Source organism: Acidovorax sp., assembly GCF_027492855.1.
Lineage (GTDB): Bacteria > Pseudomonadota > Gammaproteobacteria > Burkholderiales > Burkholderiaceae_C > Acidovorax.
This window is the reverse complement of sequence record NZ_JAPUDY010000076.1, coordinates 1-12787: the sequence shown is the minus strand read 5'-3', so window position 1 is coordinate 12787 and position 12787 is coordinate 1. Positions and strand designations below refer to the sequence as shown.

Below are 12787 nucleotides of genomic sequence, written 5' to 3'. Positions count from 1 at the left end.
CCATGAACACCACAGCAACCGACAAGAAACCCCGGCTGACCACCTCGGCCATGATCGCCTCCATCGCCGCCGAAGGGCAGCGCGTAAAGGCCGCCCCCTTCGGCAAGGCCCTGGTGGAATACGCGGCCACGCACCCCGAGGTGGTGGGCCTGACCGCCGACCTGGCCAAATACACCGACCTGCACCTGTTCGCGCAGGCCTACCCCGACCGCTTCTTCCAGATGGGCATGGCCGAACAACTGCTCATGGGCGCGGCGGGCGGCATGGCCAAGGTCGGACTCATTCCGTTCGCCACCACCTACGCAGTTTTCGGCACGCGGCGGGCCTACGACTTCATCCACCAGGTCATTGCCGAGGAGAACCTGCCCGTCAAGATCTGCTGCGCCCTGCCCGGCCTGACCACCGGCTACGGCCCCAGCCACCAGGCCACGGACGACCTGGCCCTGATGCGCGCCATCCCCGGCCTGACGGTGGTGGACCCCTGCGACGCCCTCGACATCGAGCAGGCCGTGCCGCAGATCGCGCAGCACCCCGGCCCCGTGTACATGCGGCTGCTGCGCGGCAACGTGCCGCTGGTGCTGGACGAATACGACTACCGGTTTGAATTGGGCAAGGCCAAGCTGCTGCGCGATGGCGCCGAGGTGCTGGTGATCAGCAGCGGCTTCATGACCATGCGCACCCTGGAAGCCGCCCAGCAACTAGCGGCAGACAACATCGGCGTGGCCGTGCTGCACTGCCCCACCATCAAACCACTGGACGAAGCCACCATCCTGGCCGAGGCACGCAAACCCGGCCGGGTGGTGGTGGTGGCCGAGAACCACTCCACCGTGGGCGGACTGGGCGAAGCCGTGGCAGGCCTGCTGCTGCGCGAAGGCATAAGGCCCGCGCGCTTTCGCATGCTGGCGCTGCCCGACGCGTTCCTGGACGCAGGCGCGCTGCCCACGCTGCACGACCGCTACGGCATCTCGGTAGAAAAGATCGCCGCCACGTTCAAGCAATGGCTGGATTGATGCCAACTGCGGGTGCGAGGTCCACGGCGCTGGCCCTGGAGTCGCGCTGGCAGCGGTGCGCGGTGTAGCATGGGCGCCCTTCCGGAGGACTCCCATGCACCCCAACGCCCAGACCCTGCAACGCTTCTACACCGCGTTTGCGCAGCTTGACCACGCCACCATGGCCGCCTGCTACGCGCCCGACGCCACGTTTGACGACGAGGCCTTCTCGCTCAAAGGCAGAGACCAGGTGGGCGGCATGTGGCGCATGCTGTGCATCGCCACCAAAAAGCCCGGCGCGGCCGAGCACTGGAAGCTGGAGTTCAGCGGCATCGAGGCCAACGCTCAAGGCGGCAAGGCGCACTGGGAGGCGCACTACCGCTTCAGCGCCACCGGGCGCAAGGTGCACAACATCATCGATGGCACCTTCACTTTCACGCCCGATGGGCTGATCGCCACGCACCGCGACCGGTTCAACTTCTGGAGCTGGTCACGTCAGGCGCTAGGAGCCCCAGGGCTGCTGCTGGGCTGGTCGCCTTCGCTCAAGCGCAAGGTGCGCAGCACGGCGGCGGGGAATTTGAAGAGGTTTTTGGCGCAGGGGTGAGGCGGCGACGCAGAGGTCTCAGCGTATTTGGAACTACGGTTCTCGACCAGAATCTGACATAGCCAAGGAACTACAGATGCGGATCAGTTGCGTATTTTTCGACTACGACGGAGTACTGACCGCCGACCGCACCGGCTCGATGACTACTTGCAGATTTATCAGACAACGAACTGGCATCGATTTGGATCTCGTCTCGTCGGCATTCGCAAAACACAACGAGGCTTTGACGCTGGGCCTTACGTCACACGTAGAAGTGTGGCCGCACATCTGCGAAGACCTAAACGAAGATCTGCCCCTGAGTTTATTGGAGGAAGCGTTCGACAGTACGCCGGTCAATGCTCAGATGTTCGAGCTGGCTGCGCAGCTGCGTCACGAATGCCGGGTGGGAATCATCACAGACAACAAGGCGGACCGAATGCGCCGATTGAGGACTGTGCAAAAGCTTGATGCGCTCTTCGACCCCATTGTGGTCTCGGCGGATGTCGGAAAGTCGAAGTCGTCGCCTGCCTTATTCGAGCATGCCCTTTCTAGAATCGGCTTGCTTGCAAAGCAATCTGTTTTCATTGATAACAACTCTGACAACGTGGCAGTGGCAGCCTCAACAGGAATGAACGCAGTTTACTTCGACGACGCGCTGAATGACGTGAGTGGGTTAGCGGACAGGCTGTATCGGGACTACGGTTTTCACCTACGCTGATCGCCCCCCGTGCTTGACGACATTGATGTCTGCTCTGGACCCAAAGCGCCTCATCACGGCGCTGAATGCGCGGTAGGCAGCCCCACTCCATGAACATCGCGTCCACCTTTGCACAGAACTGCAGCGCAAATTTCAAGTAAATATGACCTCTAGCGCTTACCCAACAAGCGCTAGCAGCTATCAAAGTAGTAGTAATTACAACATTAGGCCCCGTGGCACTTCTTGTACTTCTTGCCACTACCGCAAGGGCAAGGGTCGTTGCGACCAGGCTCGGGGGCCTTGCGCACCGTCTCCACGCGCGGGCCCATGCTTTTCCATAGCTGGCGCAGGTCATACACAGCCCAGATGGCTTCACCAAAAGCCTCCACGCGCGCCTGGCTGGTGCTCGCTGGGCCGTCTTCGCTGAACATGCAGACCTCGGGCTTGCCGGTGTCGTCTTCGGTCAGGGCGACGATGCTGTCCAGGGCGTCGTCCAGCCACTTGGCGGCTTCTTTGTCGCGCGGGGTCGCCCAGTCTTCGGGCCAGTTTTCTACCGCGAACATGAAGCCCAGCGCCCACACCTGGCCGAAGGACGGTATCTCCTGGTCGTCGCCCATTTCGGCGCGCTGCTCGTCGGTCAGGCTAGCCACGGCGCCGCGCATGTCCATGGCTTCAGGCTGGAAGGTGCGGTCGTCGTCCAGCGTCTTCACGTCGGTGTCGAGCTGGGTCACGATCTCGTTCCAGCGGCGGTCCCACAGCTCTACAAAGCGCGCTTGCTGCGCCGCGTCGGCAAAGGCGGGCAGCAGGGGCAGCGGCTCGCCTTCGGCCACATCCAGCTCGGCGCCGTCGCCCAGCAGCATGGGCAGGTATTCGGCCGGGGGGATGGGGCGGCGGCTGCAGATCAGCGCCGTCATAAAACCATCGCAAAACTCCCACTGCGGGATCTCCTCGCCGCGCGCGCGCAGGTCATCCAGGATGTTGTCGATCTCTTCGAGCTCGTCCGGGCCCAGCGCGGCGGCCGGGGCGGCCGTGGGTTCAAGATCGTCGGTAGCGGGGACGGGTGTGGGCGATGTGGGTTCTGTAGTCATGGGAGGCTCCGGTCGTCAAGCGAGAAAGCGGGGGGCGTAAAGCAATGTTTTACTTTTATGATGCGCAGGCCTTGCGCCGTGGCGCTGCCGCAGCGCCAGCACGGCGGCCAGGGGTGGTGCCGGGCCGCAAAAAACCGCCGCGCGCAACATGGCAACCCGATAAAAAGGCGGTCAGTGTAGCCCTCTCTCGCACTGCCACCAGAACCAGGACCCCCATGATCCACCAACTCAACTCCCTGTACCCCGTGCGCTACACCGCCTTTGGGCTGTGCATTTTCGGGCTGCTGCTGTCGCTGTTCGCGCTGGTGGCCTTTGGCGTGGGGCTGCCCGTGGTGCTGGTGTTTGCGGCGCTGGTGGTGCTGGGGGTGTATGACCTGCAACAGTCGCGCCATGCCATCCTGCGCAACTACCCGGTCATCGGCCACATCCGCTTCATGCTTGAATATGTGCGGCCCGAGGTGCGCCAGTATTTCATCGAGAGCGACAGCGAAGCAGCGCCTTTCTCGCGCGCGCAGCGCTCGCTGGTCTACCAACGCGCCAAGGGCGACCCGGACAACCGCCCTTTTGGCACCCACCTGGACGTGGGCGCGCATGGCTACGAGTGGGTGAACCACTCGCTCGCGCCCACACAACTGCCGTCGCACGACTTTCGCGTATGGATTGGCGGCAGCCCCGATGCGCCATCACTATCCGCCTCGCCCTGCACCCAGCCCTACCACGCGAGCGTGTTCAATATTTCGGCCATGAGCTTTGGGGCGCTGTCGGCCAACGCCATCCTGGCGCTCAACCAGGGCGCGCACAAAGGCGGCTTTGCGCACGACACGGGCGAGGGCAGCATCAGCCAGCACCACCGCGTGCATGGCGGCGATTTGATCTGGGAGATCGGCTCGGGTTATTTCGGCTGCCGCAACCCCGACGGCACGTTCAACGAAGAGCGCTTTGCCGCCAACGCCACCGATCCGCAGGTCAAGATGATCGAGCTGAAACTCAGCCAGGGCGCCAAGCCCGGCCACGGCGGCGTGCTGCCCGGCGCCAAGGTGACGGCCGAGATCGCAGCGGCGCGGGGTGTGAAGCAAGGCGAATCCTGCATCTCCCCCGCCAGCCACAGCGCCTTTCACACGCCGGTGGAGATGATGTTGTTCATCGCCAAGCTGCGCGCGCTCTCGGGCGGCAAACCCACGGGCTTCAAGTTCTGCCTGGGCCACCCGTGGGAGTGGTTTGCCATCGTCAAGGCCATGCTGGTCACCGGCATCACGCCAGATTTCATCGTGGTCGATGGCGCCGAGGGTGGCACGGGCGCGGCGCCCGTCGAATTTACCGACCATGTGGGCGCGCCACTGCAAGAGGGCCTGCTCTTGGTGCACAACACGCTGGTGGGCGTGAACCTGCGCGACCGGGTTCGCATCGGCTGCGCGGGCAAGGTCATCAGCGCCTTCGACATCGCGCGCATGATGGCGCTGGGGGCCGACTGGTGCAACGCGGGGCGCGGCTTCATGATGGCACTGGGCTGCATCCAGGCGCAAAGCTGCCACACCGGCCACTGCCCCACGGGCGTGACCACACAAGACCCGCTGCGCCAGCAAGCCCTGGTGGTGCCCGACAAGGCCACGCGCGTGGCGCAGTTCCACCGCAGCACGCTGCACGCGCTGCAAGAGCTGGTGCAGGCCGCCGGGCTGCGCCACCCCAAGGACATCACGGCCCACCACATCGTGCGCCGCATCACCGACACCGAGGTGCGCCTGCTGTCCAACCTCATCACCCGCATGCAACCGGGCGCGCTGCTGGGCCCGCTGGAGGCACAGCACAACGTGTTCCGCCTGTACTGGCCGCTGGCCAACGCACACAGCTTTCAGGCCAGCGAACCAGCGCTGGAGCCCTCCATCCCCCACCACGTGGAACTGGTACACGCAGCCGCTGCCGGAACCGCTGCCACGGCAGCCGGAGACGCGGACGTATGACGATGACGGCGCCACCGGCCGCGGACTACAGCGCCTTTTTGCAGCAGCAACTGGCCACGCAGCCCCACAACGTGATGGCCCACCGGCTGGGCGACGAACAAATCTGGATCAAGCGCGCAGGCGCGCCCCACGGCATGGGCCGCTATCGCGCCATGGCCGTGCTGGCGGGCCTGCTGCGCCTGGATGTGCTGCGCCCCGTGCCCAACCCCGGCGGCACCACCGCTATTGCCACCGAAGTGCGGCGCCTGCAAGACTTGGCCGCACGCGGCATCCGCGTGCCCATGGTGCTGGCCGCCCAACAAGACGGTTTTGCCATGCGCCACCTGGGCCGCGCGGGCGAAGAAACCCATTCCCTCGGCAATGAGATCGACCACGCCGTGCAGGCAGGCGATACCGCCACCGTGCTGGCGCTGTGGCAACAAGGGCTGGACACCCTCGCCCAGGTGCACCGCCAGGGCACCTGCCTGAGCCAGGCCTTTGCACGCAACCTGGTGCGCTGCCCCGGCGGCGAGGTGGCCTGCATCGACTTTGAAGACGACCCCGCCGCCGTGCTGCCGCTGGCGGTGTGCCATGTGCGTGATGCCCTGTGTTACGCGCACTCCACCGCGATTTATCTGCACGCCAGCGGCACGCTGGCCGAGGGGCGCGAGCGCTGGGCAACGTGGGTAGCGCAGGGGAGCGCGGAGATGCGGGAGGTGCTGGCGACCAGTGTGCGGCGGATGGGTTGGATGCGGCGCTTGCCAACGAGCCGCAGGCTGGGGCGGGATTTGCAGCGGGTGCGGGCTGCATATGACCTGCTGGCCTGACAGAGTTTCCACAATGAGTGATTTTGAGATTTACACCCCCACGACAGAAGAAGTTCACTCTGGCGTCCTGGGTCGCAGGATGCGGCAATTCAACTACGGATTTGTCGGTGAGTACGGCCAGACCCAGCCTGTATGGGTCAGTGCGCGTGACACCAAGGGCGAACTGGTGGGTGGACTGCGCGGATTCGTGTTTTTGCAATGGCTGAATGTGGAGCTGCTGTTCGTTGACGAAGTGGCCCGGCACCAAGGAATAGGCCAAAACCTGCTGGCAACAGCGGAACAGAAAGCCCGCGACCTGGGCGCGCACAGCGCGACGCTGAACACCTTTGAATGGCAGGCACGGAGCTTCTACCTCAAACAGGGCTATGAGGAGTTTGGACACATCGACAACTACATCCAGGGATTTCAGCTGGTGTACATGAAGAAGGCCCTGACACCCTGACACAGTTGGCTGATGCGTTAACGGCGCCGCACCTCAGTACCCGCCAAACAACGCATCAAGGGCATTGGTGACCAAGTCGGCCTGTGCCCGCAGATTCGCCACCGGGGTTTTCAAAAAAGACAGCGGAACGGCGCCGATGGCCGCTGCATCAAGAATGACGGCGACGCCATCAACTTCCAATGCGGGATTGAGGTCGCGCAGCGGTATTGCCACACGCTGGGCGCTGCGCAAAGGCAACACGACCCGCGTCTGCAAGCCGCTGATGTACTCGTTTTGCACATCCAGCAAAAAGGGCGTGGTGGCACGCTGCGCGGCGTCGGGGTGCCGATAGACGTCAAAACGCGCCATCGGTCAGAAGCTCCTGTACTGTGCGAGCGGCAAGCCCTCGCTGTCGATGCGTGCGTTGTAGGCGGCGATGGCTTCCTGATTGGTGCTGTTCCAGCGCTCCCAGTAGCGGCGCTGGACTTCGGCGGCCAGCAGCTCGTCCACGGTCTGAGAGAGGTTCATGCCCATGTCCCGCGCGGCTTCCAGCACCTTGCTGTTGAGCGACAGATTGGTGGACTTCTTGGGGGCATTGTCAAAACGAAGCATGGTGGCACCTCCAACAGAGAGTATGCGCACATTTTATGCGCATACACCATCCACATCCAGCACCAACGCCGTTGCCACATGGGCATCCAGCGTGAGCAGCCGCTTGCGCATACAAATCACCGCCTTGTCCTTGCTCAACAAAATGGCGCGGTGCGCCGCCGCCAGGTCAATGAACTTCTGGTCGTCCGCGTCCTTGCACACATAAGCCACCTTGGGCGCAATCTCCACCAGCCGCGCCTGCGCATCAAACGCTGCCAGCACCTGCGCGGCATTCACCCGGTAGTAAGCCATGCGCTCCACGATGTGCGGATAGGCCAGCACACGCTCCAGCTCATCGCGCATGACTTGCGTGGCAATCCAGGTCAGGCGCCCTTGGGCCAGCAGCGTGCGCAGCGGGGTGGTGCGCGGGTCGCTGAAGATCAGCAGGTCGAGCGCGACGTTGGTGTCCACCACCACAGCTCGTGCGGGCTCGCCCGCCGGGGCCTCGGCGGGCAGGCGCAGCTCAACCTGCATTGCCCGGGCTGTTGTCGGGGGCTGCTTTTGCAGCCCGGTCACGCACGGCGCCCTTGATCATGTCGAAGCGGAACATGCGGCATTCGATGGGGCCGTTCCACATCGGCACGCGGCGCGATTCCTTCAGGCGCATCTTGCCGGGCAGCTTGAGGTCGGGCGTGAGCATCCAGGCCGTCCAGCCGCTGTAATTTTTCTTCCAGTGCGTGGCCAGTTGGCTGAAGAACTCGCCACCGTCTTCGGTCTGCGCCTCTTCGCGGCCCACGGCCATGCCCTGGGCGCGGTCGGCAGCGCGCTCGCTGGCGTTGCGGCCTGCGCTACCTGCGGCAGCAATACGTTCGCCGTAGGGCGGGTTCAGCAGCATCACGCCGGGCTGGTCACACGGCGGCATGCGCTGCAGGGCATCACCGCCGCGCAGTTGCACGGCATCGGCCACGCCTGCGCGCTCGGCGTTGCGCTGAGCGAAATCGACCATGCGGTGGGCCACGTCACTGCCAAATATGGGCACAGCGCTTGTTTGTATTGCGCTTTCAGCTTCGTTTTTGATAGCACTCCAAACATGGGCTTGGAACGGCAGCAGTTTCTCGAACGCAAAGCGGCGCAGCATGCCCGCCGGGATGCGGCAGGCGATCTGCGCGGCCTCCACAGCAATGGTGCCGCTGCCGCAGCAGGGGTCGTACAGGGGCTGGGGGTTGTCGCCATGCGGGTCCCAGCCGCTGGCGGCGATCATGGCGGCGGCCAGGGTTTCCTTGAGCGGGGCATCGCCCTTGTCCTCGCGCCAGCCGCGCTTGAACAGCGGCTCGCCCGAGGTGTCGATGTAGATGGTGGCCTCGTCGGTGGTCAGGTGCAGGTGGATGCGCACGTCAGGCCACTGCGTGTTCACGTCGGGGCGCACGCCGCTTTTGGCGCGGAAGCGGTCGGCCACGGCGTCCTTGACCTTGAGGCCCGCGAAATTCAGGCTCTGCAGCGGGCTGTGCTGGGCCGTCACCTCGACCTTGAAGGTCTGGCGCGTGGTGAACCAGATCTCCCAGGCCACGTCGCTGGCGGCGGCATACAAGTCGTTTTCAGAGCGGTAGGGGCGGTGGGCAAGCTGCACCAGCACGCGCTGGGCCAGGCGGCTATGCAAATTGAGCAGCAGCGCATGGCGCCACGAGGCGCGCAGCAGTACGCCGCCGCGGCCGACCAGCAGGTCTTGCCCGGTGAGGCCGGTGATGGCATGCACCTCGTCGGCCAGAAAACCCTCGACGCCAGCGGCGCAGGGGAGAAAAAGTTGGAGTTGGTTCATAAGAAAGACTGGCGAGAGGATACGCCTTCAGGCGGCGGCCATGCCCGGTGCGCGCTGGAGCAGCAGTTGCCGGATCGATTCGGGTATGGCGGCCACCTTGCGGTCGCTGCGGCCGATGAAGACGATGCCGATCTTGCCGCGCGCCACTTCACGGCCGGAGATCTTCTCCGTCATACGGAACACAAGGTCGAAGCCGTAGCGGTTGAAATCCGTGGACGCCATCTCCACCCGCATGGTTTCGCCATGAAAACCTTCGGATTTGTACTGCGCCACGATGTCGCCCACTACGATCGACAGGCCGCCCACATCGGCCTCGGGGTAGCCCAGCGACTGAAAAAAACGCACGCGCGCCTCGGACACCAAGCTCAGCAGCTGCGCGTTGTCCAGGTGCCCGCCCTGGTTGACGTGGCTAATGTATATCTGCATTTCGGTGGCAAAACCGAAATGCGCGGGAAGGTCGAAAACAATGCGGGCCATGGTGCAGGGAAACAGGAGATCGGAAAAAGGCAGCGACCGGGGGCAGGACGCCCTCCGAAAAAGCCCTCCATAGGGCATTAGGGGCTGCAAGGGTGCACCATACGGGTGAGGGCGTTGCCCCATCGTGCCGCGGGGCGCGGCAGAAGTCTCTTATGCTCCCGGGATACCGATTTTACCCGGAGCCCCCATGCCCCCTCTGCGCCACGGCCTGGTCCTCGCCCTGTCTGCCGCCGCACTGGTGGGTGCAGCGCATGCCCAGGCACTGTACAAATCCGTGGATGCGAGCGGCAAGGTCGTCTACAGCGACCAGCCACCCGCATCCGGTTCGGGGCAAAAGACCGTGAAGCTCGAGGCCCCGCCCATCAGCGTGGTCCCGGGCAGCCCACCGCCGACCGCCACGCCCGGCCAAACGGCCACCGCCCCAACCGCCGCCCAGCCCCGGGGCGAGGTGACGCTCTACATGGCCACCTGGTGCGGCTACTGCAAGGCGGCCAAGGCCTACCTGGGTGGCAAGGGCATTACCTACCGGGAATTCGACATAGACACCCCGACCGGCAAGGCCGCCTTTGCGCAGATCGGTGCGCGCGGCGTACCGGTGCTGCTCACCAATGGCCAGCGGGTGAACGGCTTCAGTGCCCCGTCCTACGATGCCGTCTTTGCCAAACGCCAGTGAACCCCTTCGCCCGCTCCATGCTCCGCTCCGCCCTCGCTTCGATTGCCTTTGCCTTGTGCCTGCCCGTTCTCGCCGAAGAACTGCGCGTTCCCCTGCCCGGCCGCGACGACCTGGTGATCAACCTGCCCGTGCAATGGCGCGCCCAGATCCGCCGCCCGCACGGGGAGTTGCCACCCTCGGTCGCCATCAGCGGCCCTGACGCCAAGGCGCTGCAAATGTTCATCACGCCCATCTGGCCTGTGGGCAGTGCGCCCAGCCCCACGGCCGACGAACTGCGGGGGCTGGTGCAGGCGGGTGCCACCCGGGTCCAGCCCAAGGCTGTCGAGAGCGAACTGCCCCTCAAGAACCTGGGCGCCCCGGGCAAGACGGGCTACTACTTCTCGGCCACCGACCGCGCCCCCGAACCCGATGGCTACCAGCACCTGACGCAGGGCGTGCTGGGCATGAACGAGCTGCGCGTGACCTTCACGGTGCTCGTCAACGGCGCTCCGCAGGAGCCTACGGCCCAGGCGCTGGAGCTGCTGCGCTCACTGCGGCGCGCACCGGCCTCGAAAGCGCCCTGATGGTTCCCCCCGTCCTCGGCACCATGATGGTCTATGCGCGCGATATGTAGCGCAGCGCGGCCCTCTACCGCAAACACTGCGGTTTCGAGACCATGGGCGAGGTGGTGGAAGGTTTGATCGGGCTGCGCCCCTAGGCGGCGGGACCGGCATCCTGGTCCATCAGGACCGCCAAAAGTATGAAGCAGGCCAGACAGGAGTGAAACTGTGTTTCCATGTGCCGGACTTGGAAGCCTTCAAGGCCCATGCACTACCTCAGGAGCTGGAGTGCAGCCCCAACGCATTAGACCAACGGCTACGCCTTCACGAATGCCAAGGACCCGGACGGCAATACCGTGAGCATCTCCAGCCGGACGTTCCGAAAAGTAGCGTGATCAGAGCGCCTTGCGCAAATTCGCCGGGGCGATCTTGAGCGCCTCGCGGTACTTGGCGACGGTGCGGCGCGCGCATTCGATGCCCTGCTCCTTGAGCATTTCGGCGATCTGGCTGTCGGACAGGGGCTTGGCGGTGTTTTCAGCGGCGACAAACTGCTTGATGAGGGCGCGCACCGCCGTGCTTGATGCGTTGCCACCGGTTTCGGTGCCCAGGCCCGAGCCGAAGAAATACTTCAGCTCGTAGGTGCCGATGGGCGTGGCCATGTATTTGGCGGTGGTCACGCGGCTGATGGTGGACTCGTGCAGGCCCAACTCGTCGGCGATGTCGCGCAGCACCAGCGGGCGCATGGCCAGCTCGCCGTGGGTGAAGAAGTTCTTTTGCCGCTCGACGATGGCGCGCGAGACGCGCAGGATGGTGTCGAAGCGCTGCTGGATGTTCTTGATGAACCAGCGCGCCTCCTGCAGGCGCTGCTGCATGCCCTGGTGGCCTTCGCCGCCTTTGTGGCCGCGCAGCGCGCCAGCGTAGATGTCGTGCACACGCAGGCGCGGCATCACGTCGGGGTTGAGCGCGACGATGAAATTGTGCTGCCCACTCGGTCCGTGGGCCCGACCGGCTTTGCGCACGATCACGTCGGGCACGATGATGTTGCGCTCCACGTCGGCAAAGCGGCGGCCGGGGCGCGGCTCTAGCCGGGCGATGAGGGCCATGGCGGCGCGTGTGCGCTCTTCGCCGTCGCCACACAACTGCGTCAGGCGGCGGATGTCGCGGCGCGCCAGCATCTCCAGCGGCTGCTGGCAGATGCGCAATGCGGTCTGCACGGTGGCGGGGTCGCCCTCTTCGTCGGCGTCCAGGGCCTTGAGCTGCAGCGTGAGGCACTCGGCCAGGTTGCGTGCGCCCACGCCCACGGGCTCCAGGCTCTGCAGCAGGCGCTGGGCCACGGTGAAGCGGTGCACCAGCTCCTCGATCTGCTCCAGGTCGTCCGGCCCGGCGAGGCTGGTGGCCAGTTCTTCGAGCGGTTCTTCGAGGTAGCCGTCGTCGTTGAGCGATTCGATGAGAAAACGCAGCGCGGCGCAGTCCACCTCGGACAGGCGCAGCGACAGGGCCTGGCGGTGCAAAAAGGCGGTCAGCGATTCCTGCGAGCGGGCCAGTTCGGTGGCGTCGGCCTCGTCGCCTTCGGTGTCGTTGCGGTTGCGGGCGGGGGCATCGCCGCCCCACTCGGCGTCGTTGGGCGCCATCTCTACCGTGCCGTCGCCGCTCCAGTCGGGTTCGTCGGCGCCAGCGCTTGGCGATTCAGCATCATTTTGGCCCTCAGCGCTTGTTGTACCAGCGCTAACAGCTCCTGAAAATATAGCATCGTCTGCGTTGTAATCATCGGCCTGCGCGGGGGTGTCGGCGGCTTCCAGGCCAAACTCTTCGCGCGGCGCCTCGTCGGCATTGCGTTCGAGAAACGGGTTTTCGTCGAGCATCTGCTCGACTTCTTGCGAAAGCTCGAGCGTGGACAACTGCAGCAGCCGGATGGACTGCTGGAGCTGCGGGGTCAGGGCAAGGTGCTGCGAGACGCGCAGCGACAATCCTGGTTTCATCACATCCTGAAATGCTCGCCGAGGTACACGCGGCGGACTTCGGGGTTATCGACAATCTCGGACGGTGTTCCCTGGGCCAGCACATGGCCGTCGCTGATGATGAATGCGTGGTCGCAGATGCCCAGCGTCTCGCGCACGTTGTGGTCGGTGATGAGCACGCCGATGCCGCG

The 12787-nt window shown here is 64.8% G+C and carries 15 protein-coding genes and 1 pseudogene; 8 read left to right on the top strand and 8 right to left on the bottom strand.

The features are described 5' to 3' along the window. Positions 1–2 precede the first annotated feature (2 nt). The 3 genes from Q0105_RS15105 (at position 3) to Q0105_RS15095 (ending at position 2290) form a co-directional block, all read left to right on the top strand. Positions 3–1010 carry a transketolase family protein gene (locus tag Q0105_RS15105; RefSeq protein ID WP_298212954.1) on the top strand — a complete coding sequence of 336 codons (1008 nt, stop codon included), beginning with the start codon at positions 3–5 and terminating at the stop codon, positions 1008–1010. Positions 1011–1104: 94 nt separating this feature from the next. After that, positions 1105–1593 carry a nuclear transport factor 2 family protein gene (locus Q0105_RS15100; protein WP_298212953.1) on the top strand — a complete coding sequence of 163 codons (489 nt, stop codon included), beginning with the start codon at positions 1105–1107 and terminating at the stop codon, positions 1591–1593. A 76-nt stretch (positions 1594–1669) separates the two neighbouring features. After that, positions 1670–2290, top strand: a complete 621-nt coding sequence (locus Q0105_RS15095) for an HAD-IA family hydrolase (RefSeq protein ID WP_298212952.1) — start codon at positions 1670–1672, stop codon at positions 2288–2290. A 203-nt stretch (positions 2291–2493) separates the two neighbouring features. On the opposite strand, the gene Q0105_RS15090 is transcribed toward Q0105_RS15095, so the two are convergent. After that, complete coding sequence (locus Q0105_RS15090; RefSeq protein WP_298212951.1) at positions 2494–3357, bottom strand: UPF0149 family protein; 864 nt, start codon at positions 3355–3357, stop codon at positions 2494–2496. A 215-nt stretch (positions 3358–3572) separates the two neighbouring features. Between Q0105_RS15090 and Q0105_RS15085 the strand changes: the two genes are divergently transcribed. Genes Q0105_RS15085 through Q0105_RS15075 form a run of 3 tightly spaced genes read left to right on the top strand, consistent with a single transcriptional unit; the run spans position 3573 to position 6563 of the window. Further along, positions 3573–5315 carry an FMN-binding glutamate synthase family protein gene (locus Q0105_RS15085; RefSeq protein ID WP_298212950.1) on the top strand — a complete coding sequence of 581 codons (1743 nt, stop codon included), beginning with the start codon at positions 3573–3575 and terminating at the stop codon, positions 5313–5315. Then, the gene (locus Q0105_RS15080; protein ID WP_298212949.1) at positions 5312–6121 is read left to right on the top strand and encodes a hypothetical protein; all 810 of its coding nucleotides are present in this window, start codon (positions 5312–5314) and stop codon (positions 6119–6121) included. The genes Q0105_RS15085 and Q0105_RS15080 overlap by 4 nt, the downstream gene beginning before the upstream one ends. A gap of 13 nt (positions 6122–6134) precedes the next feature. After that, positions 6135–6563: a GNAT family N-acetyltransferase gene (locus Q0105_RS15075; protein ID WP_298212948.1), complete on the top strand. Its 429-nt coding sequence runs from the start codon at positions 6135–6137 to the stop codon at positions 6561–6563. Between the two features lie 33 nt (positions 6564–6596). Here Q0105_RS15075 and Q0105_RS15070 read toward each other — a convergent pair whose 3' ends face one another. Genes Q0105_RS15070 through Q0105_RS15050 form a run of 5 tightly spaced genes read right to left on the bottom strand, consistent with a single transcriptional unit; the run spans position 6597 to position 9426 of the window. Continuing rightward, the gene (locus Q0105_RS15070; RefSeq protein WP_298212947.1) at positions 6597–6911 is read right to left on the bottom strand and encodes a CcdB family protein; all 315 of its coding nucleotides are present in this window, start codon (positions 6909–6911) and stop codon (positions 6597–6599) included. A gap of 3 nt (positions 6912–6914) precedes the next feature. Continuing rightward, the gene (locus Q0105_RS15065) at positions 6915–7154 is read right to left on the bottom strand and encodes a type II toxin-antitoxin system CcdA family antitoxin (protein ID WP_298212946.1); all 240 of its coding nucleotides are present in this window, start codon (positions 7152–7154) and stop codon (positions 6915–6917) included. A gap of 33 nt (positions 7155–7187) precedes the next feature. Next, the gene (locus Q0105_RS15060) at positions 7188–7667 is read right to left on the bottom strand and encodes a putative toxin-antitoxin system toxin component, PIN family (protein WP_298212945.1); all 480 of its coding nucleotides are present in this window, start codon (positions 7665–7667) and stop codon (positions 7188–7190) included. After that, on the bottom strand, positions 7657–8949 hold the full coding sequence (locus Q0105_RS15055) for a THUMP domain-containing protein (RefSeq protein ID WP_298212944.1): 1293 nt from the start codon (positions 8947–8949) through the stop codon (positions 7657–7659). Before Q0105_RS15055 ends, Q0105_RS15060 begins: the two co-directional genes overlap by 11 nt. A 27-nt stretch (positions 8950–8976) precedes the next feature. After that, a complete protein-coding gene (locus Q0105_RS15050; protein WP_298212943.1) occupies positions 8977–9426 on the bottom strand; it encodes a thioesterase family protein in 450 nt (149 codons plus the stop codon). Positions 9427–9613: 187 nt separating this feature from the next. Here Q0105_RS15050 and Q0105_RS15045 point away from each other — a divergent pair, with 187 nt between their 5' ends. Both Q0105_RS15045 and Q0105_RS15040 read left to right on the top strand, forming a co-directional pair. After that, positions 9614–10099 (top strand): glutaredoxin family protein, encoded by a 486-nt coding sequence (locus Q0105_RS15045; protein WP_298212942.1) that lies wholly within the window; start codon positions 9614–9616, stop codon positions 10097–10099. Between the two features lie 17 nt (positions 10100–10116). Beyond that, positions 10117–10662 (top strand): hypothetical protein, encoded by a 546-nt coding sequence (locus Q0105_RS15040; protein ID WP_298212941.1) that lies wholly within the window; start codon positions 10117–10119, stop codon positions 10660–10662. 371 nt (positions 10663–11033) lie between these two features. Here Q0105_RS15040 and Q0105_RS15035 read toward each other — a convergent pair whose 3' ends face one another. Together Q0105_RS15035 and Q0105_RS15030 are read right to left on the bottom strand one after the other, a co-directional pair. Next, the gene (locus Q0105_RS15035; RefSeq protein ID WP_298212940.1) at positions 11034–12617 is read right to left on the bottom strand and encodes an RNA polymerase factor sigma-54; all 1584 of its coding nucleotides are present in this window, start codon (positions 12615–12617) and stop codon (positions 11034–11036) included. Further along, positions 12617–12787, bottom strand: a pseudogene (locus Q0105_RS15030) (LPS export ABC transporter ATP-binding protein); the annotation flags it as partial. The gene Q0105_RS15035 and the pseudogene Q0105_RS15030, both read right to left, overlap by 1 nt.

Excerpts from the sequence above, each read along its gene's own strand:
- Q0105_RS15090 (WP_298212951.1), bottom strand. The coding sequence starts at position 3,357 with ATGACTACAGAACCCACATCGCCCACACCCGTCCCCGCTACCGACGAT.
- Q0105_RS15105 (WP_298212954.1), top strand. The coding sequence starts at position 3 with ATGAACACCACAGCAACCGACAAGAAACCCCGGCTGACCACCTCGGCC.
- Q0105_RS15035 (WP_298212940.1), bottom strand. The coding sequence starts at position 12,617 with ATGAAACCAGGATTGTCGCTGCGCGTCTCGCAGCACCTTGCCCTGACC.
- Q0105_RS15085 (WP_298212950.1), top strand. The coding sequence starts at position 3,573 with ATGATCCACCAACTCAACTCCCTGTACCCCGTGCGCTACACCGCCTTT.
- Q0105_RS15045 (WP_298212942.1), top strand. The coding sequence starts at position 9,614 with ATGCCCCCTCTGCGCCACGGCCTGGTCCTCGCCCTGTCTGCCGCCGCA.
- Q0105_RS15040 (WP_298212941.1), top strand. The coding sequence starts at position 10,117 with ATGCTCCGCTCCGCCCTCGCTTCGATTGCCTTTGCCTTGTGCCTGCCC.
- Q0105_RS15050 (WP_298212943.1), bottom strand. The coding sequence starts at position 9,426 with ATGGCCCGCATTGTTTTCGACCTTCCCGCGCATTTCGGTTTTGCCACC.
- Q0105_RS15070 (WP_298212947.1), bottom strand. The coding sequence starts at position 6,911 with ATGGCGCGTTTTGACGTCTATCGGCACCCCGACGCCGCGCAGCGTGCC.
- Q0105_RS15055 (WP_298212944.1), bottom strand. The coding sequence starts at position 8,949 with ATGAACCAACTCCAACTTTTTCTCCCCTGCGCCGCTGGCGTCGAGGGT.
- Q0105_RS15060 (WP_298212945.1), bottom strand. The coding sequence starts at position 7,667 with ATGCAGGTTGAGCTGCGCCTGCCCGCCGAGGCCCCGGCGGGCGAGCCC.
- Q0105_RS15065 (WP_298212946.1), bottom strand. The coding sequence starts at position 7,154 with ATGCTTCGTTTTGACAATGCCCCCAAGAAGTCCACCAATCTGTCGCTC.
- Q0105_RS15080 (WP_298212949.1), top strand. The coding sequence starts at position 5,312 with ATGACGATGACGGCGCCACCGGCCGCGGACTACAGCGCCTTTTTGCAG.
- Q0105_RS15095 (WP_298212952.1), top strand. The coding sequence starts at position 1,670 with ATGCGGATCAGTTGCGTATTTTTCGACTACGACGGAGTACTGACCGCC.
- Q0105_RS15100 (WP_298212953.1), top strand. The coding sequence starts at position 1,105 with ATGCACCCCAACGCCCAGACCCTGCAACGCTTCTACACCGCGTTTGCG.
- Q0105_RS15075 (WP_298212948.1), top strand. The coding sequence starts at position 6,135 with ATGAGTGATTTTGAGATTTACACCCCCACGACAGAAGAAGTTCACTCT.